The sequence below is a fragment of the Barnesiella sp. An22 genome (assembly GCF_963931395.1).
GTDB lineage: Bacteria > Bacteroidota > Bacteroidia > Bacteroidales > Barnesiellaceae > Barnesiella > Barnesiella merdigallinarum.
In genome coordinates this window covers 732,457-752,371 of the sequence record NZ_OZ007014.1, presented here as the reverse complement: position 1 = coordinate 752,371, position 19,915 = coordinate 732,457, and the positions used below count along the sequence as shown (strand labels likewise).

16 protein-coding genes are annotated in these 19,915 nt (G+C 57.9%); 11 read left to right on the top strand and 5 right to left on the bottom strand.

The annotated features are described in order from the left end of the window. Window positions 1–15 precede the first annotated feature (15 nt). Complete coding sequence (locus ABGT88_RS02985; protein WP_346700339.1) at window positions 16–1,161, top strand: PepSY-associated TM helix domain-containing protein; 1,146 nt, start codon at window positions 16–18, stop codon at window positions 1,159–1,161. A 120-nt stretch (window positions 1,162–1,281) separates the two neighbouring features. On the opposite strand, the gene ABGT88_RS02980 is transcribed toward ABGT88_RS02985, so the two are convergent. Beyond that, complete coding sequence (locus tag ABGT88_RS02980) at window positions 1,282–3,108, bottom strand: ABC transporter ATP-binding protein (protein ID WP_346700337.1); 1,827 nt, start codon at window positions 3,106–3,108, stop codon at window positions 1,282–1,284. Between the two features lie 272 nt (window positions 3,109–3,380). Between ABGT88_RS02980 and ABGT88_RS02975 the strand changes: the two genes are divergently transcribed. The 4 genes from ABGT88_RS02975 to ABGT88_RS02960 all read left to right on the top strand — a co-directional run bounded on the left by ABGT88_RS02975 (window position 3,381) and on the right by ABGT88_RS02960 (window position 9,118). Continuing rightward, complete coding sequence (locus tag ABGT88_RS02975; RefSeq protein ID WP_087408702.1) at window positions 3,381–4,112, top strand: glycosyltransferase family 2 protein; 732 nt, start codon at window positions 3,381–3,383, stop codon at window positions 4,110–4,112. Then, entirely contained in the window at window positions 4,109–4,675 is a 567-nt protein-coding gene (locus ABGT88_RS02970; RefSeq protein ID WP_298663322.1) for a hypothetical protein, read from the top strand. The genes ABGT88_RS02975 and ABGT88_RS02970 overlap by 4 nt, the downstream gene beginning before the upstream one ends. A 4-nt stretch (window positions 4,676–4,679) precedes the next feature. Continuing rightward, window positions 4,680–6,056 (top strand): glycosyltransferase family 39 protein, encoded by a 1,377-nt coding sequence (locus ABGT88_RS02965; RefSeq protein ID WP_346700335.1) that lies wholly within the window; start codon window positions 4,680–4,682, stop codon window positions 6,054–6,056. Window positions 6,057–6,355: 299 nt separating this feature from the next. Further along, a complete protein-coding gene (locus tag ABGT88_RS02960; protein ID WP_346700333.1) occupies window positions 6,356–9,118 on the top strand; it encodes an outer membrane beta-barrel protein in 2,763 nt (920 codons plus the stop codon). A gap of 96 nt (window positions 9,119–9,214) precedes the next feature. Here ABGT88_RS02960 and ABGT88_RS02955 read toward each other — a convergent pair whose 3' ends face one another. Both ABGT88_RS02955 and ABGT88_RS02950 read right to left on the bottom strand, forming a co-directional pair. Further along, complete coding sequence (locus ABGT88_RS02955) at window positions 9,215–9,601, bottom strand: hypothetical protein (RefSeq protein ID WP_143240936.1); 387 nt, start codon at window positions 9,599–9,601, stop codon at window positions 9,215–9,217. A gap of 38 nt (window positions 9,602–9,639) precedes the next feature. After that, entirely contained in the window at window positions 9,640–10,704 is a 1,065-nt protein-coding gene (locus ABGT88_RS02950) for a DUF2027 domain-containing protein (RefSeq protein WP_258327126.1), read from the bottom strand. Window positions 10,705–10,815: 111 nt separating this feature from the next. On the opposite strand from ABGT88_RS02950, the gene ABGT88_RS02945 reads away from it, so the two are divergent. The 3 genes from ABGT88_RS02945 to ABGT88_RS02935 all read left to right on the top strand — a co-directional run bounded on the left by ABGT88_RS02945 (window position 10,816) and on the right by ABGT88_RS02935 (window position 14,346). Continuing rightward, the gene (locus ABGT88_RS02945) at window positions 10,816–12,036 is read left to right on the top strand and encodes an S-adenosylmethionine:tRNA ribosyltransferase-isomerase (protein WP_346702811.1); all 1,221 of its coding nucleotides are present in this window, start codon (window positions 10,816–10,818) and stop codon (window positions 12,034–12,036) included. Window positions 12,037–12,144: 108 nt separating this feature from the next. Beyond that, window positions 12,145–14,112, top strand: coding sequence for an OmpA family protein (locus tag ABGT88_RS02940; RefSeq protein WP_346700330.1), 1,968 nt, complete (start codon window positions 12,145–12,147; stop codon window positions 14,110–14,112). A gap of 102 nt (window positions 14,113–14,214) precedes the next feature. Then, a complete protein-coding gene (locus tag ABGT88_RS02935; RefSeq protein WP_258327128.1) occupies window positions 14,215–14,346 on the top strand; it encodes a hypothetical protein in 132 nt (43 codons plus the stop codon). Here the strand turns inward: ABGT88_RS02935 and ABGT88_RS02930 are convergent. Continuing rightward, entirely contained in the window at window positions 14,307–15,206 is a 900-nt protein-coding gene (locus ABGT88_RS02930; protein ID WP_087408823.1) for a glucosaminidase domain-containing protein, read from the bottom strand. The two genes, ABGT88_RS02935 and ABGT88_RS02930, sit on opposite strands and share 40 nt — an antisense overlap. A gap of 188 nt (window positions 15,207–15,394) precedes the next feature. Here ABGT88_RS02930 and ABGT88_RS02925 point away from each other — a divergent pair, with 188 nt between their 5' ends. Both ABGT88_RS02925 and ABGT88_RS02920 read left to right on the top strand, forming a co-directional pair. After that, a complete protein-coding gene (locus ABGT88_RS02925) occupies window positions 15,395–15,877 on the top strand; it encodes a cytidine deaminase (RefSeq protein WP_258327129.1) in 483 nt (160 codons plus the stop codon). 152 nt (window positions 15,878–16,029) lie between these two features. Beyond that, complete coding sequence (locus ABGT88_RS02920) at window positions 16,030–17,865, top strand: DNA polymerase III subunit gamma/tau (RefSeq protein WP_258327130.1); 1,836 nt, start codon at window positions 16,030–16,032, stop codon at window positions 17,863–17,865. 54 nt (window positions 17,866–17,919) lie between these two features. Here the strand turns inward: ABGT88_RS02920 and ABGT88_RS02915 are convergent, their stop codons facing one another. Next, complete coding sequence (locus ABGT88_RS02915; protein ID WP_298663327.1) at window positions 17,920–18,381, bottom strand: Lrp/AsnC family transcriptional regulator; 462 nt, start codon at window positions 18,379–18,381, stop codon at window positions 17,920–17,922. Between the two features lie 177 nt (window positions 18,382–18,558). On the opposite strand from ABGT88_RS02915, the gene ABGT88_RS02910 reads away from it, so the two are divergent. Then, complete coding sequence (locus ABGT88_RS02910) at window positions 18,559–19,845, top strand: O-acetylhomoserine aminocarboxypropyltransferase/cysteine synthase family protein (RefSeq protein WP_346700327.1); 1,287 nt, start codon at window positions 18,559–18,561, stop codon at window positions 19,843–19,845. Window positions 19,846–19,915 lie beyond the last annotated feature (70 nt).

The window sequence follows — 19,915 nt, the reverse complement described above, 5'->3', positions numbered from 1 at the left end:
AAAAGAGAATTACACATGAAAAAAACATTCCGAAAAATCCACCTTTGGTTGGCGGTTCCCTTCGGTCTCATTATCACAATCATCTGTTTTACAGGCGCATTATTGGTTTTCGAGGATCAAGTCACCCAACTTACCAACCGCCACCTCTATTACGTAGAGAACCCCGGCTCACAACCCCTTCCCGTAGGCACGTTGGTCGAGAAGGTCGAGAGTCAACTGACTAAAGGGGCAACCATAACCGGTGTCACCATCTATCCCCAACCCGACCGCTCCTACCAGGTGAACCTCTCGGCTCCCAAGGGCGCAGCGGTCTATATCGACCCCTATACCGGCGAGGTGCTGGGGCAATCGCAGCGCACCCCCTTTTTCCGCACCGTCTTTATGCTGCACCGCTGGCTGCTCGACAGCCAACCGGCCGACGGCGGCATCTTCTGGGGGAAACGCATTACCGGCATCAGCACGCTACTCTTCGTCATCATCTTGTTAAGCGGTATTGTCATCTGGTGGCCCCGCTCCCGCAAGGGATTGAAAAACGGCATACAGATAGCCCTGCGAAAGGGGAAGACCTGCTTCTGGCACGACCTGCACGCGGCCGGCGGCATCTATGTACTGTTGCTGGTTCTGGTCATGGCACTCACGGGGCTCACCTGGTCGTTCGACTGGTACAAAAACGCCTTTTATACCCTGTTCGGCGTAGAGACCACCGCACCGGCCAAAGGTCCTGCTCCTAAAGAGAAGAGCCCACAAGGCCCTCAACCGGGCACAACGACCGAAGCCACCGCCCCGGTAACACCGTTTGCCTGCTGGCAACAGGTCTACGACCAAGTCGCTGCCGAGAATCCCGACCGCCTGAAAATCGAAATCACCGACGGCACGGCCAGCGTGTCGAACAACCGCTACGGCAACATACGCGGTACCGACCGCTACACCTTCGACCCGCAATCGGGCCAGATCACCGGTGCATCGCTCTACAAAGATACCGGCAACTCGGGCAAGATACGGGGCTGGATCTACTCGGTACACACAGGGGCCTGGGGTGGAAACCTCACCCGCATCATCTGGTTCCTGGCCGCTCTGTTGGGGGCCACGCTGCCCCTCACGGGATACTACCTGTGGATCAAGCGCCTTTACCGCAAACGCCACAACCGGGCAGTTCATTGACCGCAACCGGCCACACGACCCGGCCGCCTCTCAATCCTCGAACCGTCGGCTCCCAAGCCCACACATAAAAAAAGCACCGCGGGAACGTGGTGCTTTTTTTATGCTTGTATCACATGCTCCTTAGAACTTCTGCATGTCGACCAACCGCTTGTAGTAGCGGTCGAGTTTTATCAGTTCGTCGTGACGGCCCCGCTCCACGATTTCGCCCTCGTGCATCACGCAGATGAGGTCGGCATCCTTGATGGTCGAGAGGCGGTGGGCAATCACCAGCGTGGTACGGTTGCGCATGAGGTTCTCGAGCGCCTCCTGCACGAGCCGTTCCGACTCGGTATCGAGGGCCGACGTAGCCTCGTCGAGAATCAGGATGGGCGGGTTCTTCAGGATGGCCCGGGCGATGCTCACCCGCTGACGCTGGCCGCCCGACAAGCGGCTGCCCCGGTCGCCGATGCAGGTGTTGTAACCATCCTCGGTAGCCATGATAAATTCGTGGGCATTGGCAATCTTGGCCGCCTCGATTACCTGCTCCATGGTGGCATCTTCGACGCCGAAGGTAATGTTGTTGTAGAACGAGTCGTTGAAGAGGATGGCCTCCTGGTTCACGTTACCCATCAACCCCCGCAGGTCGTGCACCCTGAAGTTCTTGATATTGACACCGTCGATGTAGATGCCCCCCTCGTTCACATCGTAGAAGCGCGGCAAGAGGTCGGCCATGGTCGACTTGCCCGAACCCGACTGCCCCACCAGCGCCACAGTCTGCCCCTTCTTGATGGTGAGGTTGACATGCTTCACCACATTCTCGGTATTGTAGCGGAACGACACGTCGCGATATTCGATGTCCTCTTTCATATCGGTCAGTTCGACCGGCTTCTCGGGGTCCTGTATCGGGTTCACGGCCGAGAGAATCAGGTCGACCCGCACCATCGAGGCCAAACCCTTCTGTATCGAGTAGGCCGCCTTCGACAGATCCTTGGCGGGGTTGATGATGCTGTAAAAGATAACCAGATAATAGATGAACGAAGCGGCGTCGATGCTGCTCGTGCCCGAGAGGATGAGCGAACCGCCATACCACAGCACGATGCAGATGGTGCAGGTACCCAGGAACTCGCTCATGGGGTGAGCCAGCGCCTGCCGGCGGTTGATGCGGTTCGATATTTTGTAGAAGACGTTGTTCTCGGCGTGGAACCACTTGATCATCTTGGCCTCGGCATTAAAGGCCTTGATGATGCGCAAGCCGCCCAGGGTCTCTTCGATAATCGACATCAGCTGTCCCCACTGGTTCTGCCCCTCGAGCGAGCGGCGTTTGAGCTTCTTGCCCACCTGACCCATGATGTAACCGGCCGTGGGCAGCAGAATGAGCACAAAGACCGTGAGTTGCCAGCTGATGGCAAACATCGTGCCCAGGCAGACGAGAATCATGATGGGGTTTTTGAACATCATGTCGAGCGAGGCCATAATCGAGTTTTCGATTTCGCCCACATCGCCCGACATGCGCGCCATCACATCGCCCTTCTTCTCACTGGTAAAGAAGCCGATGGGCAGACTCACTACCTTCTCGTACACATAGTTGCGTATATCGCGCACGATGCCCGACCGCAACGGAATCATGAAGTGCGAACTCAGATAGGTGGCTGTCGTCTTGAAGAAGGTCATCACCATGAGGAACACCCCCAGGATGAGCAGTGCAAAACCGGCTCCCTGCTCATTGATTATGTTCGTAATGTAATAATAGAAATTATTGACCGCCACATCCTTGAGCGAAGCCGACCCCCACGGCATGAAGGTATAGGTAGCCTGCTTGAGCTTGAAAAGAATCTCCAGAATAGGGATGATGAGCGCAAAGGAGAAGAGCGTCAGTATCGACGCCAATATGTTGAAAAAGATATTGAGAACAAGGTAATATTTATAGGGTGGTACAAACCGCCGAAGAATAGAAAAAAAATCTTTCATATATAGCTTGTTAGAACCCGGGAGAATGGCCGGGCGATTTATCGCTGCAAAGATAGTATAATTACATTCACGACCGAAGCCGGCGCCCGAAAAAGTTTTACCGGGCCGCCCGCCCCGTCCTCTCCGACAACGGTTTTCTCTGCCGGCCACACCTCTCGAGGTCCCGTCAAACCCCATACTTTCGCCGCAAATGCTTGCATAGCCAAAATTATTGTTCTACTTTTGCACCCGAAGCGGAAAAGCGGCATTATCTTTTTAGCCGATAGCAAGTTATGAATCAGACGTGTCACACATTATCGATTATCATTCCGGCATATAACGAAGAGAAGACTATTGCTGAACTGTTGCAACGCGTACTCGACGCCGACCTGGGCGAAGGTATCGACCGGGAACTGATTGTCGTGAACGACTGTTCGACCGACTCGACCGGACGCATCGTCCAATCCTTCATCGCCGCTCACCCCCAGGCCCCCATCACCTACCTCGTGCACGACCGCAACCAGGGCAAGGGCATGGCCGTGCGCACAGGCATACAGGCGGTTACCGGCGACTACGTGGTGATGCAGGATGCCGATCTCGAGCTCGACCCCAACGACTTCGCCCGGATGCTGCCGCACCTGCTCTCGGGCCAATACCGGGTGGTATACGGCTCGCGCTTCCTGGCCGAGGAGAACTCGCACACCTACTTCAGCTACCAGCTGGGCGGCAAGTTCCTGTCGGTGATGACCAACCTGCTCTACGACCAGCGCATTACCGACGAGCCCACCTGCTACAAGATGTTCGACGCCGGGCTGCTCAAGTCGATTCCGCTCGACTGCAAAGGTTTTGAATTTTGCCCCGAGGTGACGGCCAAAGTCTCGCGCCTGGGCTACAAGATAAAAGAGGTGCCTATCCGCTACTACCCCCGCTCGATCGAGGAGGGAAAGAAGCTGCGCCTGAGAGATGGACTGAAGGCTATCGGCACCTTGCTGAAATACCGTTTCTGGAAAAAAACCGTACAATGAAAAACAGGACCGCATCCTCCAAAAAGCAACCGGTTCGCAAAAACGACACCGCCGCCAAGACGGGAATCACCGCCGCCTGGGTGGTCAAGAATCTGCTGGCCGTGGTCGTTGTCGCCTTCTTGCTGAACAAACTCGTACTCGGCCTGCAGCCGGGATACAACTGGGCCTACAACATGCTCAAGGGCAACCTCGAGGTGGCTCAACACTATGCCCAAACCACTACCGACGAACGGTACGAGATGAAGCTGGGCCTCTCGCACGTCTACCTGCGCTACCTCAAGGAGAACACCCCGCCCGATGCCGTCATCCTGCTGCCGGGCAAAGAGGCCTTCTACCCCGAGGGGCAGGAACGCATCTTCTCGGGCGAGCCCTACAACAAACTGTGGGCCACCCGTTTCCTCTATCCGCGCCGGGTCATCATCCCCTCGGAACTGGGTGTAACCCCCTGGAGCCAAAAGATTACCCATGTAGCCATCGTCAACGGCATAGGCTACGAATATCTCGGCTACGAGGTACCCAAGAAGGTGCCTCACATCGTACTTCCCGTTCACCCCAAACCGTAATGCCATGCTCACACTCGGAATCATACTTACCTGCCTCAACGGCATTTTGCTGACTGCGCTCGTCGGCTCGCGGTTTTCGTGGACCGAACGCATCGGCCTTTCGTTCCCCTTGGGAATGACCCTGCAAACCATCATCATGGCTCTGCTCGATTTGCTGCACATCCCCCTCACGGCCTCCTCGGTGCTGCTGGGCGGACTCCTCCTTTTCGCCCTGCTGCTGTTTGTCGTGTGGCGTTACCGCGGCATCGACAGCCTGCGCCTCACCCCGGCCATGCTCGACGACTGGCGACAGGCCAACCTGGTGTGGGTGCTGCTGCTCCTCATCATCGGCTACTGCGAATATATGAATTTCTCGAAGTGCATCTTCTTCCCGCCCAGCGACCGCGACAGCCTCGCCGCCTTCGACACTCTGGGCTTCGTGGCCGCCCACGACCACACCTACATGCGCATGAGCCTCTTCGACGCCGACTACAACCCCTCGATACACCGGGCGGGCGGCAGCATAGCCTATGCCCCCTTCGTGCAACTGAGCTACGCCTACGTCTACCTGCTGGGAGCCGAGACCTCCAAGGCCATCCCGGCCCTCATGTATCTCTTCTTCGTCGTTGCCTTCTACGGCATCCTGCGGCGCAACACGGGCAAGACCCTGGCCGCCCTGGCCACCCTCTTCATGATGATGGCCCCCGAGATGCTCGCCTTCTCGTCGCTCTCGGCCACCAACGTCATGCAGGCCATATTCGCCTCGCTGGGCATCGCCTATACCGCCAGCTGGCTGCGCAGCCGCCACGACCACGAACTCTATGCCGGAGCCTTGCTCCTGGGGGCCAACATGTGGTGCCGCAACGAGGGCATCGTCTTCATCGGTGCCGCCTGCATCGTGCTGCTCGTCGACTGCATCCGCCGCAAGAGCTACCGCAAGGGGTGGTACTTCACGGGGCTGGCCCTGCTCCCGGCCGTCATCTGGTTTGTCTACATGAAGGTGGGCGGACTCTACACCGAGGGGATGGCCATCACCCGCCTCTTCTGGGACGGCGAGAAGGCCGGCCTCATCGTCAAGGGCTTCTGGGACCTCTTCGCCGCACCGCTCTACTACGGCTGGACCTTCCCGGCATTTGCCCTCTTCTTCATCGCCAACCTCTGGTTCATGGTCAAGAGCCGCGACAACCTGCCCCTGCTGGGCATGATTCTCCTGAGTCTACTCTTCTACGGGCTGGTCATCTACCACGTCGACTACGTATGGGACTCGATACAGAACGTGCTGGCCTACTCGTCCAAGCGATTCTTTTTCTGCTTCGTACCCATGTGCTGGTATTTCATAGCCACCACCCGAATCGCCCGGACGGGCTCCGACTACATCGAGCGATACCTGTCGTTGAAATAAGATAAGCCAAGTGCCAGATAGCGGGGAGGGATGTTCCTCCTCGAGACAAGAGACAAGAGACAAGAGACAAGAGACTAACGCCCCACGGACAACCCACGGTCCGTGGTGGTCGGTTTTTAGAGAAAATTGACAGGTAAAAACAATCGCTCTCTAAAAAAATGCAAAAAGACAGTGGGAGCATTTAAACCTTGACAAGATGTCGGGGTCTTATAAGCATTGAAATCGAAGTGATCAATAGATTGGATTTTTTTAAGATGTATAAAAGAGGTATTTTTATCCTGTTTGCGTGTATTTCTTGCTTGCTGACAGCCCAGAGTGCCTGGGGTCAGTTTACCATTTCGGGCACTGTAAAAGACAAGACCGACGATTCTCCGCTCCCGCAGGTGAGCATCCGGCTGCTTGCGGCTCGCGACAGCTCCTTTGTCACCGGCGTGTCGAGCAAAGACAACGGCACCTTCACCCTCACGGTCAACAAGGCCGGCAACTACTTGGCCGCCTTCTCGTTCCTGGGCTACAAGACCACCTACGAACCGGTGCGGCTCACCGCCGGGCAGCCCCGCCGCAATTTGGGGTCGGTTCTGCTCGAGAGCAACGACATTCTGCTGCAAGAGGCCGTTGTCGTGGGGAAAGCTCCCGAGGTGGTGGTGAAAGAAGATACCGTCGAATTCAATGCCGACTCCTATAAAACCCAACCCAACTCGGTCGTGGAAGACCTGTTGAAGAAACTGCCGGGTGTCGAGGTCGACAGCGAGGGCAAAATCACCCACGCCGGCAAAGAGATTACCAAGATTCTGGTCGATGGCAAGGAGTTCTTCTCCGACGACCCCAAGATAGCCACCAAAAACCTGCCGGTCGACATCATCGAGAAGCTGCAGGTGGTCGACCGTAAGTCCGACCTCGCCCGTCTGACCGGTGTCGACGACGGCGAAGAGGAGACCGTCATCAACCTCACCATCAAGAAGGGGATGAAGCACGGCTGGTTCGGCAACGTCTCGGGCGGTTACGGCCTCGACGGACGCTACGAAGCCGGAGCCATGATCAACCGCTTCTTCGGCGACAACCAGATAACTATCCTCGCCGGGTCGAACAACACCAACAACATGGGATTCACCGACCTGGGCGGCAGCCGCTTCCGCCGATTCGGCGGCATGAACGGCATCAACACCAGCCACAACGTGGGAGTCAACTTCAACGTGGGCAAGGGCGAGGAGTTCCGCGTGGGCGGCGACGTGAGCTACAACAACAGCAACCGCAACGTGCTGCAACGCACCGAGCGCCAAAACCTCTTTGCCGACAGTACATCCTATTACAGCGGACACAACAAGATGAACGACCACGGACAGAACATCCGCGGTAACTTCCGTATCCACTGGGAAATCGACTCGCTCAACACCCTCGAGTTCCGACCCAAGTTTGCCGTGGCCCTCTCCCGCTCCGACAGCTACGACTCGGCCCTCACCACCGCCGGCGACCTGGCCCGCAGCAAAGTCAACTTCAGCGAAAGCGACAACTTCAACAAGGGTACCGGCTACGACCTCTCGGGCGAACTCATCTACAACCACAAGTTCCTCTCGCGTCCCGGCCGGTCGTTCAGTATCCAGGCCGAATACAAGTTCAGCGACACGAAAGAGGACGGCTGGACCAAAGCCCTCTACAAATACTACCAGCTGGCCACCGACAGCACCCTCGACCAGATAGACGACGACCACACCTGGAGCAACGGCTACGGAGCCCGACTCACCTGGACCGAACCGCTGGGCGACGTATCGAAAGGACGGTTCCTCACCTTCTCGTACCGCTTCCAGGCCAACTTCAACAACGCCGACAAATTTACCTACGACGTATTTACCGACCCGCTCACGGCCCTACCGCTCGATACCTTGCGCAACGACGACCTGAGCAACAGCTTCCGCAACAACTACTACATGCACCGGGCCCAGGTGGGATTCAAGCAGGTGAAACCCACCTATACCTACGACGTGGGTGTGGCCGTGGAGCCGTCGTCATCGCAATCGATCGACCGCATCAACAGCGACCGCAACATACCCAAGCGAACCGTATTCAACGTAGCTCCCTACCTGCGCTACCGCTACAAGATGGGCAAACAGACCTCGCTGCGCATCGACTACCGGGGCTCGTCGTCGCAACCGACCATGGCGCAGTTGCAACCCGTGGCCGACGTCTCCGACCCGTTGCGAGTCGTTATCGGTAACCCCACCCTGAAGCCCTCGTTCAAAAACACGCTGCGCGTGCGCTTCAACGACTACAACCAAGCTACCCAAAGGGCCATCATGGCCATGCTCTTCGGCGGATTCACCACCAACAGCATCATCTCCGAAACCACCTACAATGCCACCACCGGCGGACAGACCACCACCTACCGCAACGTAAACGGCGTGTGGAACGCCTCGGGTATGTTGATGTTCAACACCCCCTTCCGCAACAAGCACTGGCAGCTCAACAGCTTCAGCCGCCTCAGCTACAACAACAACGTGGGCTACAACAACGGCATGCGCAACGATGCCGGGTCGTTCAATGCCGCCGAAAATCTGGGCATCGCCTTCCGATCGGACTACTTCGATGTCGAGTTGCGCGGCAACTATCGGTATGCGCTCGCCACCAACAGCATGCAGAACCAGAAAGACCAGAGCACCCACAACTACGGCGGCACCCTCAACCTGAGCGGATACCTGCCCTGGTCCATCACCCTGGGTACCGACCTCACCTACAACGGCATGTCGGGATACTCGGCCGGATACAACACCGAGAGCTGGATCTGGAACGCACAGGCCTCCTACCAGTTCCTCAAAGGCAAAAACGCCACCATCGCCCTCAAAATCTACGATATTCTGGGACAGCGCAACAGCATACGCCGTACCGTCACGGGTAACTACATTCAGGATGTGGAGTACAACACCCTCAACACCTACGGTCTGTTGACCTTCACCTACCGCTTCAACACCTTCGGCGACAAACGCCCCGACATGGGCCCCGGTGGCCCCCGCGGCTACGGCCATCCCGGCCCTCCCCCGGGCGGTCCCGGTGGACACCGGCCCTTCTGATGAGACTGAAAATCCAATCAATAACAAAAAAAGGAGAGAGCCGAAGCCCTCTCCTTTTTTGTTTCTATCAGATACATATCGGCATACCCTCTATCGCTATTCTTTCACCTCTTTGACTACTTGTTCAAACAACGCTTTAGCCTCCTCTTCCGAGACCTCCTTACTAATAATATAAGTAGTTTCGCTCGAGGTTCTACCCCAGTTATTGCCCTTGAATCCACCCGAAGAGCCGCTTACTTCCGTAAAATTCCCCTCCAACCGCCAACCTTGACTCGACAGGTAGTTCAGCGCACCCGGGAAAGAGAAAAAGCGCAGTTCCCTCCCGGCTTCATCCTTCAAAGGCTCGTATTTCTTCTCGGTTCCATAATTGATTTTCACCTTGTCTTCCGAATAGACGAATGCGGCGTAAATGCGGCAGGTCTGCGCCATGCTGCACAAGGCTGTGAAACAAAGCGCGACAGACAAAAAGAGTATTCTTTTCATATCCCGTTACTATCAACGATTTACAATTCAAACCCCTCTCAATGCACGGTCACCATCGTGGCCCCGAAACCATATTCGCGGAACGAGGCATCCTGGCAGGTGCAGTTCTTGTACTTGTCGCGTATCTCCTTGAGCAGCGCATTGCGCAGCACACCCTCGCCCTTGCCGTGGATAAAGACAATCTTGCGTCCCTTGGCATGCCGATACTGGTCGAGCGTCTCGCGCACCTTGTCGAGCTGATAGTTGAGGATGTCCGAATTGGAGAGTCCGGCCGTCGTGTCGAGCAGAGCCGAGGCGTGCAAGTCTACCTCGACGATGCCGGGCTTGTCGTCGTGCCGGGTCACCGGTTTGCGCACCGGAGTGTCGACCTGTTTCTTCATCTTCATGGCCCGCTCCAGATCGGTAGCGTCGAGCACCATGGGTCGCATGGGCACATCGTTCTTCACCAGGTCGATGCACCACGACGGCTCGTCGAAATAGAGGCTCTCGCGGAAGGTATGCAGTTTGTAGAACTTGGTGGTATCGAGCCGGTACTCGACGGCCACCGGGCTCTTCAAGGCAAAGTGCTTGTCTTTCTTGAAGGCGATGTACTGGAAGCCGATGCGCTCGAGGGCATTGACATCCTCCTGCCCGAACTCCTCGAGCAGCAGCTGTATGTTGGGCTCCACCACCCCGGCATAACGGGTGCGCCACCCCTCGTCGTCGCGGCTCAGGTAGGCAAAGTAGAGGTAGTAGTTGCTGTCGTTCACCAGGTAGCACGAGAAACGGGTGGTGTTCAGGTGCTTGCTCTCGTCGGGGATATAGGCCAGGGTGATGTTCAGCTTCTCGCCTTCGGGGCGCTCCTCGACAGCGAGCTCGTCCTCCTTGTCGGCAGCTTTAGAAGCCATCCCCTTCTCGACCGGCGGCAACTCCACTACCTTCGAGGCGGGTACCGGGGCACTCTTGCGGGCCGGCTCGGCCGGTTCTACCACCACACACTCCCGGGCCAGTACCGGGGTTTCGAAACCATCTTCATCGACATAGGCTATATCTTTCACTATTTTCACCACTACCCCGCCTCCTACGGCGTTGAGGTAGCGTACTCTGTCGCCAACTTTTACCATAATATCATCATTTTAAAGAGTCTCGCGATTCGCCGGCGACTTGCGATTTCGTCGTGGCGAACCGTGCTATATTCGGCAAAGTTGCTTATTTTTGCACGATATTCAAAACAGATTATGCAAAAAACACAAGATATTCGCATCGAGGATTTCAATTATCCGCTGCCCGACGAACGCATCGCCAAGTTTCCCCTCCCGCAACGCGACCACTCCAAACTGCTGGTCTACCGCCAGGGAGCCATCGAGGAACACCACTTCTACGACCTGCCCCGGGTACTGCCCCCCGACAGCCTGCTGGTCTTCAACAACACCCGGGTGATACAGGCGCGACTGCACTTCCGCAAGGAGACCGGCGCCCTCATCGAGGTCTTCTGCCTCGAACCCCTCGAGCCGCACGAGTACGCCCTCTCGTTCCAGTCGACCCGCTCGTGCTCGTGGCTCTGCCTCATCGGCAATGCCAAGAAGTGGAAGAGCGGCCCCCTCACGCAGGAGGTCGAGATTGACGGCAAGCGGGTACACTTCACCGCCGAGCGGGGCCTGCCCCACGGCAATGCCTGCGAAGTGCGCTTCTCGTGGGACAACCCCGAGGTCACCTTCGCCGTCCTGCTCGACCACGCCGGCGAACTGCCCATACCCCCCTACCTCAACCGCGAGACCGAAGAGAGCGACAAGACCACCTACCAGACCGTCTATTCCAAAATCGAGGGGTCGGTAGCCGCCCCCACCGCCGGGCTGCACTTCACCCCCGAGGTGCTGGAGGCCATCCGGGCCAAGGGGATACCCGAGCTCGAACTCACCCTGCACGTAGGCGCCGGCACCTTCAAGCCGGTGAAGAGCGAGACCCTCGAGGGGCACGAGATGCACACCGAGTACATCTCGGTAAGCCGCGACCTCATCGACACCCTGGCCCGCACCGACCGCCGCGTGATAGCCGTGGGCACCACCTCGGTGCGTACGCTCGAGAGCCTCTACTACATAGGCAAGATGCTGGCCGCCAACCCCGACGCCGAGCCGCACGACCTCGTCGTGGCCCAGTGGCAACCCTACGACGGCAGTCCCGACATCGACTCGCGCGAAGCCCTGCACCACATCGTCGACTACCTCGACCGCCACGGCATGACGCGCCTCGTCACCGCCACCCAGATTATCATCGCCCCGGGTTATCACTACCACATCGTGCAGGGCATGGTCACCAACTTCCACCAGCCGCAGAGCACGCTGCTCCTGCTCGTCTCGGCCTTTGTCGACGGACGTTGGCGCGAAATCTACGACTACGCCCTGGCCCACGGTTTCCGGTTCCTCAGCTACGGCGACAGTTCGCTGCTGCTCCCCTGACATTCGCCCCGGAGGCCACACAATAAAACGGCAAAAAAAACGTATACTATAATAGTATCGGTACACACGAAAGGCAGGGCGGGACACGGTCGTCCGCAAGGAGAAAAGATGAAGATAAAGGCAGTATTCTGGGGATTGGCTATGGCCGGCGTGTTGGCGTCGTGCTCGGGGGCAAAACTAAGCGTTGCCAACGAGCAATATGCCCGGGGCGAGTTTTACGATGCCGCCCAGACCTACCGCAAGGTATACAGCAAGACCAACCCCCGCAAGGAGCGCAAGCTGCGCGGCGAGGTGGCCTTCAAGATGGGCGAGTGCTACCGCCGCATCAACATGGCGGCCCGCAGCTCGGCCGCCTACCAAAACGCCATCCGATACGACTACCCCGACAGCATGGCCCTCTTCTACCTGGCCCGCAGCCAGCAGTTCGAGGGGAAATACAAGGATGCCATCAAGAACTACCAGGCCTATCTCGAGACCAATCCGCAGAGCTCCCTGGCCAAAAACGGCATACGGGGCTGCAACCTGGCCGTCCAGTGGAAAGAGACGCCTACCCGCTATGTGGTGAAGAAGGCGACGATACTCAACTCGCGCCGCAGCGACTTCGCCCCCATGTTTCTGGGGGAAGACTACGACCAGCTCTACTTCACCTCGTCGACCGAAAAGGCTCTGGGCAAAAACAAAAGCGGCATCACCGGTACCAAGAACTGCGACATCTACTTCTCAAAGAAAGACGAGCAGGGGGCCTGGCAGAAACCCGAACCCATCGAGGGCGACGTCAATACCGACGAAGACGAGGGCATCGTCAGCTTCAGCCCCGACGGTACCACCATGTACCTGAGCAAAGCCCGCCGCGAGCCCAACGCCGACACCTCGGTCGAGATCTACACCTCTACCCGTACGGGTGCCCAGTGGAGCCCGCCGCAAAAATACGAAATCACCGCCGACACCCTCTCGGCCTTCGGCCAGCCGGCCGTATCGCCCGACGGCGAATACCTCTACTTCGTCTCCGACATGCCGGGCGGATACGGGGGGAAAGACCTGTGGCGCATCTCGCTCACCGACAAGGAGGGGTCGCTCGAGAATCTGGGTGTACAAATCAACACCCCGGGCGACGAGATGTTCCCCTACATCCGCGACAACGGCGACCTCTACTTTGCCTCCGACGGTCACCCGGGCATGGGCGGCCTCGACATCTTCCGCGCCCGCATGAACGCTTCGGGCATGTGGCAAATCGAAAACATGAAATACCCCATCAACTCGTCGGCCGACGACTTCGGCATCACCTTCGGCGAGGAGGAGACCGGCTTCTTCTCGTCCAACCGAGGCGACGGCCGGGGCTACGACAACATCTACAGCTTCGAGCTCCCCTCGATACGCGTGTGGATAAGCGGAACGGTCATCGACAAGGACGACGAGCCGGTGCCCGACGCCATCATCCGCATCGTGGGCAACGACGGCTCGAATCAAAAGGAGTATGCCCGCAAAGACGGCAGCTTCCGCTTCAAGCTCGACCGCGGCGTGCACTACGTGATGCTGGCCTCCTGCCGCGGTTACCTCAACTCGAAGCAGGAGTTTATCTCCGATGCCGAAGAGAAGGATGCCGAGTATGGCGTCAACTTCGTGCTCGCCTCCATCAGCAAGCCTATTCTCATCGAAAATATCTTCTACGATTTCGACCGCGCCACCCTGCGGCCCGAGTCGGAGACCTCGCTCAACGAACTGGTGAAGATGCTCGACGACAACCCCAACGTGTCGATAGAGCTGGCAGCCCACACCGACTACAAGGGTAAGGACCAGTACAACCTGCGCCTCTCGGAACGGCGCGCCCAGTCGGTAGTCGATTACCTCATCAAGGCGGGTATCGACCCCCGCCGTCTGCAACCCAAGGGCTACGGCGAAAGCCAACCCAAGGTCATCACCAAGAAACTGGCCACGCAATACCCGCAATTCAAGGAGGGCGACGTGCTCACCGAGGAGTACATCACCAAACTCTCGCCCGAAGACCAGGAGATTGCCAACCAGATAAACCGGCGCACCGAATTCCAGGTGCTCTCGATTACCTGGAACCTCTATTGATTCTGCATCGAAAGGGCATTTGAGGTGAAGGGGTGCATGCAACTCTCCATGCGGCCATCGAGTCGGGTCGCACACTGGAACTAAATTCTAAGGATTAAGAATATGGAGTGGCAGGTGACGCCGAGCGTGCACCTGCCGCCGTTCAGCCTGCAACCGGCCCCTCACGGGGCGCGGAGCGACGGCGAAGCCAACCCCTACCGCAGCTTCAAGGTATCGCCCACCGAGGGGATATAATCGTCGGGCAACTTGTTCATCTTGTAGAGGTTCTTCAGGCGGATGCCGTAACGCTGGGCAATCGAGTGCATTGAGTCGCCCGAACGCACCACGGCGTAGTCGTACCCCTTCTCGGCCTTCTTCTTTTTCTTCTCGAGGTAGACGATGTCGCCCGCTTCCAGCGGATAGTCGCGGGGTATCTCGTTATACCCGGCCAGCTTCTTGGCCGAGAAGCCGAACTCCTGAGCTATCGACTCGAGCGTGTCGCCGTCGCGGGCCTCGACATAGAGCAACCCCCACGAACGATAGACCGCATGCGGATTCTCCACCACGACCGGAGGCAGGTCTTGCGCCCGTATCGGCTTGAACTTCGGGCGGTCATATTCGTAGAGTTCATAGAGTTCGATGGTCTGTATCAGTTTGTTGGCATACGACCGGTCGGTGGCATAGCCGCACGCCTTCAGCCCCTTGGCCCAACCGCGGTAGTCGGTCACCTTCAGCTCGAAGAGCGAGGCATAGCGGGCCCGCTTCAAAAACTTGGCGTGGTCTTCATAGGAGTCTTCGGGCGAGTCGTATTTGCGGAAACAGTCGTCCTTGCGGTCGTCGTCATGATAGACCCGCTTCCCCTTCCAGTCGCTGTGGCACTTGATGCCAAAGTGGTTGTTCGACTTGCGGGCCAATTCGCTGCGGCCGGCCCCCGACTCGAGCAGCCCCTGGGCCAACGTGATGCTGGCCGGTATGCCATACAGTTTCTGATGCTTGATGGCAATCGATTTGTATTGCTCGATATAGTCGAGATAGGCTTTGTTTTTGCGCTGGGCCGAGAGCGGCTCCAACGTAAGAACGAGGAGAAGAACGACAACGACGTATCTGAATTTCATCATGAATCTAAATTCTAAAAATGGACGATAAAAATTCCTGTTCTCAAAAATTTCCTTATCTTTGTTCCACGAAGAGAGGATGCGGTACGGCACAGCCCAAGTCGAGAAACCCGATTTCCTGGGTCACTGTACCCGCCTCCCGCTGTTTTTGCAGAAGTAGACACCCGTAAACCCGCTTAATGAGAGTTATGGAAAACAGGAATATCACCACAAAGATAATGGTTTGCTCGTATGAAGAGCTCACCGAAGCTGAGAAAAAATTGATCGACGCCGCCAAAGAGGCCTCCAACCGCTCCTATGCGCCCTACTCCCGTTTCCAGGTAGGGGCTGCCGTGCGTCTGGCCGGTGGAGTGCTGGTATCGGGCAGCAATCAGGAGAATGCCGCCTACCCCTCGGGGACCTGCGCCGAACGCACCACCCTCTTCTATGCCAACTCGCAATACCCCGACCGCGCGGTCGAGGCGCTGGCCATCGCCGCACAGACGGGCGGAAAGTTCATCGAGCACCCCACGGCTCCCTGCGGGGCCTGCCGCCAGGTGATACTCGAGACCGAAGAGCGCTACCGCTACCCCATACGCATCTATCTCTACGGCACCGACGAGGTCTATATCGTCGAGTCCATCCGCAGCCTGCTCCCCCTCTGCTTCGGGAAAAGCGACCTGCCCGAATAGAATCCGCGCAAAAAAGCGTATATTTGTAGGGCTCGAAAAGGCGGCTCGGACAGCTCGCCCCCTCTGCTCGTGCACGACAGGCAGGGCAATTTGCCTCCCGAGTCATTGCCGCACGGAGTAAAAAGACATAGAACAGAACTTTAAAACACGATATGGACGACTATATTGTTTCGGCACGGAAATACAGGCCCTCGACCTTCCGGTCGGTGGTAGGTCAGAAAGCACTTACTCAGACCCTCAAAAACGCCATCGACTCGAAAAAGCTGGCTCATGCCTACCTCTTCTGCGGTCCCCGCGGCGTAGGCAAGACCTCGTGTGCCCGCATCTTTGCCAAGACAATCAACTGCTTCCACCCCACCGAGTCGGGCGAAGCCTGCAACGAATGTGAGTCGTGCCGCGCCTTCAACGAACAGCGTTCCTACAACATCATCGAGCTCGACGCCGCATCGAACAACTCGGTCGACGACATCCGCGTCCTCATCGACCAGGTGCGCATACCGCCTCAAATCGGGCAATACAAGGTCTTCATCATCGACGAGGTGCACATGCTCTCGACGGCGGCCTTCAACGCATTTCTGAAGACCCTCGAGGAGCCGCCCCACCACGCCATCTTCATCCTGGCCACGACCGAGAAACACAAGATTCTCCCCACCATCCTGTCGCGCTGCCAGGTCTACGACTTCCAGCGCATCACCACGGCCGACATCGCCGAACACCTGCAATATGTCGCTTCGCAAGAGGGCATCACCGCCGAACCCGAAGCGCTCAACGTCATCGCCCAAAAGGCCGACGGCGGTATGCGCGACGCCCTCTCGGTATTCGACCAGGTGGTGAGCTTCTCGGGCGGGCACATCACCTACAAGGCGGTAATCGACAACCTCAACATACTCGACTACGAATACTACTTCCGGTTGGTCGATGCCTTCCTGCAGGGCAACGTGCCGCAAGCACTCATGATTTTCAAGGAGGTGCGCGACCACGGCTTCGAGGGGCAGTTCTTCGTCGGCGGCCTCAGCCGTCACCTGCGCGACCTGCTGGTATGCAAAGACCCCACCACGCTACCCCTGCTCGAGGTGAGTGCCTCGGTGGCCCAACGCTATGGCGAACAGGCTCAGAAGTGCCCGCTCGCCTTCCTCTACCGGGCCATGGAGCTGAGCAACCGCTGCGACCTCGACTACCGCATAAGCAACAACAAGCAGTTCCTGGTGGAGCTGACCCTGATACAAATCTGCCAGATTCTTCACCCGGTCAGCGTCCCACCTCAGGAACCGCCGTTGCAAAAGATTACCCCGGCCGCTCCGGGCAGTGCACCGGCCGCACAACCGCATCAGGCTCAAGCCCCGGCTCAGCCGCTCCCCCAGGTACAGGCCGTGCCGCAACAGCCGCAACAGCAACAACCCCGGCCCAATCCGGCACAGGCACAAGCTCCGGCAGCACAGACGTCGGAACCGCAGGCCACCTATCGGGCCTCGACCATACGCCCCACAGCCCCGGCCCACAAACCAATGGCGCCGGCACAACCCAACCCGACGAAAAAGGCGGCCCCGGCACGCATCTCCATTCACCAGAAACCGGTCGAGGCGGCCCCGGAGCAACAGGCTCCCACGGTACAGCAGGAGGTGCTCGACACCCCCTTTACCGAAGAGGCGCTCAATGCGGCCTGGCTCGCCTATACCCAAACCATCCCTACCGAGGTGGTGCTGGTCAACACCATGAAGAGTTGCCTGCCCAAGCTGACCGACCCCCGCACGTTTGTCGTGTCGGTCGACTCGCAAATCCAGGTCAACGTCATCAACGAACACCTCTACGAGCTGATGACCTTTTTGCAGAAATCACTGAAGAACAACCAGTTTTCCATGCAACTGCGTGTCAACCAGCCCGGTGAGAAAGAGATTATCTTCAGCCCCAAAGACGTACTGATGAAGATGATCGAGAAGAACCCCGACATCAAAAACTTCTACGACACCTTCGACCTCGAAATCGCCTGATGCCGCCGGGACGTTTCACATCCCCTGCCCCAACCGGACAACCGCACCGCCCCGTCACAGGGGGATACCGTACTCGTGTTTCACCTCGTCCATCACAAAGGTACTCATGAGCGACCCCATGCTGTCGATGGTGCCCAACACGTTGAGGATGAACTCCTGATAATATTTCATGTCGGGGGCATGAATCTTGAGCAGATAGTCGTAGTCGCCCGAGATGTTGTAGCACTCGGTCACCTCGGGAATCTCGCGCACGATGCGGGTAAACTCGAGGGCAATGTCGCGGTTGAGCCGACGCAACTTCACGCTGCAGAAGACCACGAAACCCCGGTTGAGTTTCTCGGGGTCGAGCACCGCCACATACTTCTTGATGTATCCGTTGGCCTCGAGCCGCTTCACCCGCTCGAAAACCGGCGTGGGCGACAGGTTTACCTGCGCCGCCAACTCTTTGGTGGTGAGGCGCGAGTTGCTTTGCAAGACCCGCAAAATCTGCAAGTCGGTTTTATCCAGTATCTCCATAGAATGCTATTCTCCGGGCCGTTGCTCCCAGCCTGTTAAACATGGGGTTTATTCTTAATCAGTGGACAAATATAGATATATTTTCCATATTTCCGAATTTACTTGTTCGATATTTCCAGAAATCATAGTTTTGCAAGTACAAACATTTATACTTAACCGATAAAAACAGAACCGAATATGGACCCGAAGAAACTGCATTTCGAAACGCTCCAACTCCACGTGGGACAAGAGCAACCCGACCCGGCCACCGACGCACGAGCCGTACCCATCTACCAGACCACCTCGTATGTATTTGCCGACTCGGCCCACGCCGCCGCACGCTTCGACCTGAAGGAGCCGGGCAACATCTACGGCCGTCTGGGCAATCCTACCCAAGACGTACTCGAGCGACGCATCGCCGCACTCGAGGGGGGTGTCGCTGCCCTGGCCATCGCCTCGGGAGCTGCCGCCGTCACCTATGCCATTCAGAATCTGGCCGTCGCCGGCGACCACATTGTCGCCGCCAACACCATCTACGGGGGCACCTACAACCTGCTCGACCACACGTTGCCCGCCTACGGCGTGACCACCACCTTCGTCGACCCGTCCGACCTCTCGAACTTCGAACGGGCCATACAGCCCAACACCAAGGCGGTATTCATCGAGACGCTGGGCAACCCCAACTCGGGCATCATCGACATCGACGCCGTGGCCGAGATAGCTCACCGCCACCGCATCCCGCTCGTCATCGACAACACCTTCGGTACCCCCTACCTCATCCGCCCCATCGAACACGGGGCCGACATCGTGGTACACTCGGCCACCAAGTTCATCGGCGGCCACGGCACCTCGCTGGGCGGTATCATCGTCGACTCGGGCCGCTTCGACTGGGCCACCTCGGGCAAATTCCCCCAACTGAGCGAACCCGACCCCAGCTACCACGGCTCCCGATTTACCGACGTGGCCGGAGCCGCCGCCTACGTCACCCGCATCCGGGCCGTGATTCTGCGCGACACCGGCGCTGCCATCAGCCCCTTCAACGCCTTCCTGCTGCTGCAAGGGCTCGAGACCCTCTCGCTGCGTGTCGAACGCCACGTCGAGAATGCCCTGCGCATAGTCGATTTTCTGGCCCATCACCCCAAGGTAAAAAAGGTCAACCACCCGGCTCTGCCCGACCACCCCGACCACGCCCTCTACGAGCGCTACTTCCCCCACGGGGCAGGCTCGATATTCACCTTCGAAATCAAGGGGGGCGAAGCCGAAGCACACCGATTCATCGACAGCCTCGAAATCTTCTCGCTGCTGGCCAACGTGGCCGACGTGAAATCGCTGGTCATCCACCCGGCATCGACCACCCACGCCCAACTGACCGACCAGGAGAAGGCCGAACAGGCCATCTACCCCGGCACCATACGCCTCTCGATCGGCACCGAGCATGTCGACGACCTCATCGCCGACCTCTCGCAGGCTCTCGACCGGGTATAAACACAAACGGCACTACACACAAAATAAGGGGGTGACCCAAAAGTCAATAAAGACAGAACGGGTTACCCTT

Coding starts and splice junctions, on each gene's coding strand:
- ABGT88_RS02985 (WP_346700339.1), top strand. CDS start 16: ATGAAAAAAACATTCCGAAAAATCCACCTTTGGTTGGCGGTTCCCTTC.
- ABGT88_RS02980 (WP_346700337.1), bottom strand. CDS start 3,108: ATGAAAGATTTTTTTTCTATTCTTCGGCGGTTTGTACCACCCTATAAA.
- ABGT88_RS02975 (WP_087408702.1), top strand. CDS start 3,381: ATGAATCAGACGTGTCACACATTATCGATTATCATTCCGGCATATAAC.
- ABGT88_RS02970 (WP_298663322.1), top strand. CDS start 4,109: ATGAAAAACAGGACCGCATCCTCCAAAAAGCAACCGGTTCGCAAAAAC.
- ABGT88_RS02965 (WP_346700335.1), top strand. CDS start 4,680: ATGCTCACACTCGGAATCATACTTACCTGCCTCAACGGCATTTTGCTG.
- ABGT88_RS02955 (WP_143240936.1), bottom strand. CDS start 9,601: ATGAAAAGAATACTCTTTTTGTCTGTCGCGCTTTGTTTCACAGCCTTG.
- ABGT88_RS02950 (WP_258327126.1), bottom strand. CDS start 10,704: ATGGTAAAAGTTGGCGACAGAGTACGCTACCTCAACGCCGTAGGAGGC.
- ABGT88_RS02940 (WP_346700330.1), top strand. CDS start 12,145: ATGAAGATAAAGGCAGTATTCTGGGGATTGGCTATGGCCGGCGTGTTG.
- ABGT88_RS02935 (WP_258327128.1), top strand. CDS start 14,215: ATGGAGTGGCAGGTGACGCCGAGCGTGCACCTGCCGCCGTTCAGCCTG.
- ABGT88_RS02930 (WP_087408823.1), bottom strand. CDS start 15,206: ATGAAATTCAGATACGTCGTTGTCGTTCTTCTCCTCGTTCTTACGTTG.
- ABGT88_RS02925 (WP_258327129.1), top strand. CDS start 15,395: ATGGAAAACAGGAATATCACCACAAAGATAATGGTTTGCTCGTATGAA.
- ABGT88_RS02920 (WP_258327130.1), top strand. CDS start 16,030: ATGGACGACTATATTGTTTCGGCACGGAAATACAGGCCCTCGACCTTC.
- ABGT88_RS02915 (WP_298663327.1), bottom strand. CDS start 18,381: ATGGAGATACTGGATAAAACCGACTTGCAGATTTTGCGGGTCTTGCAA.
- ABGT88_RS02910 (WP_346700327.1), top strand. CDS start 18,559: ATGGACCCGAAGAAACTGCATTTCGAAACGCTCCAACTCCACGTGGGA.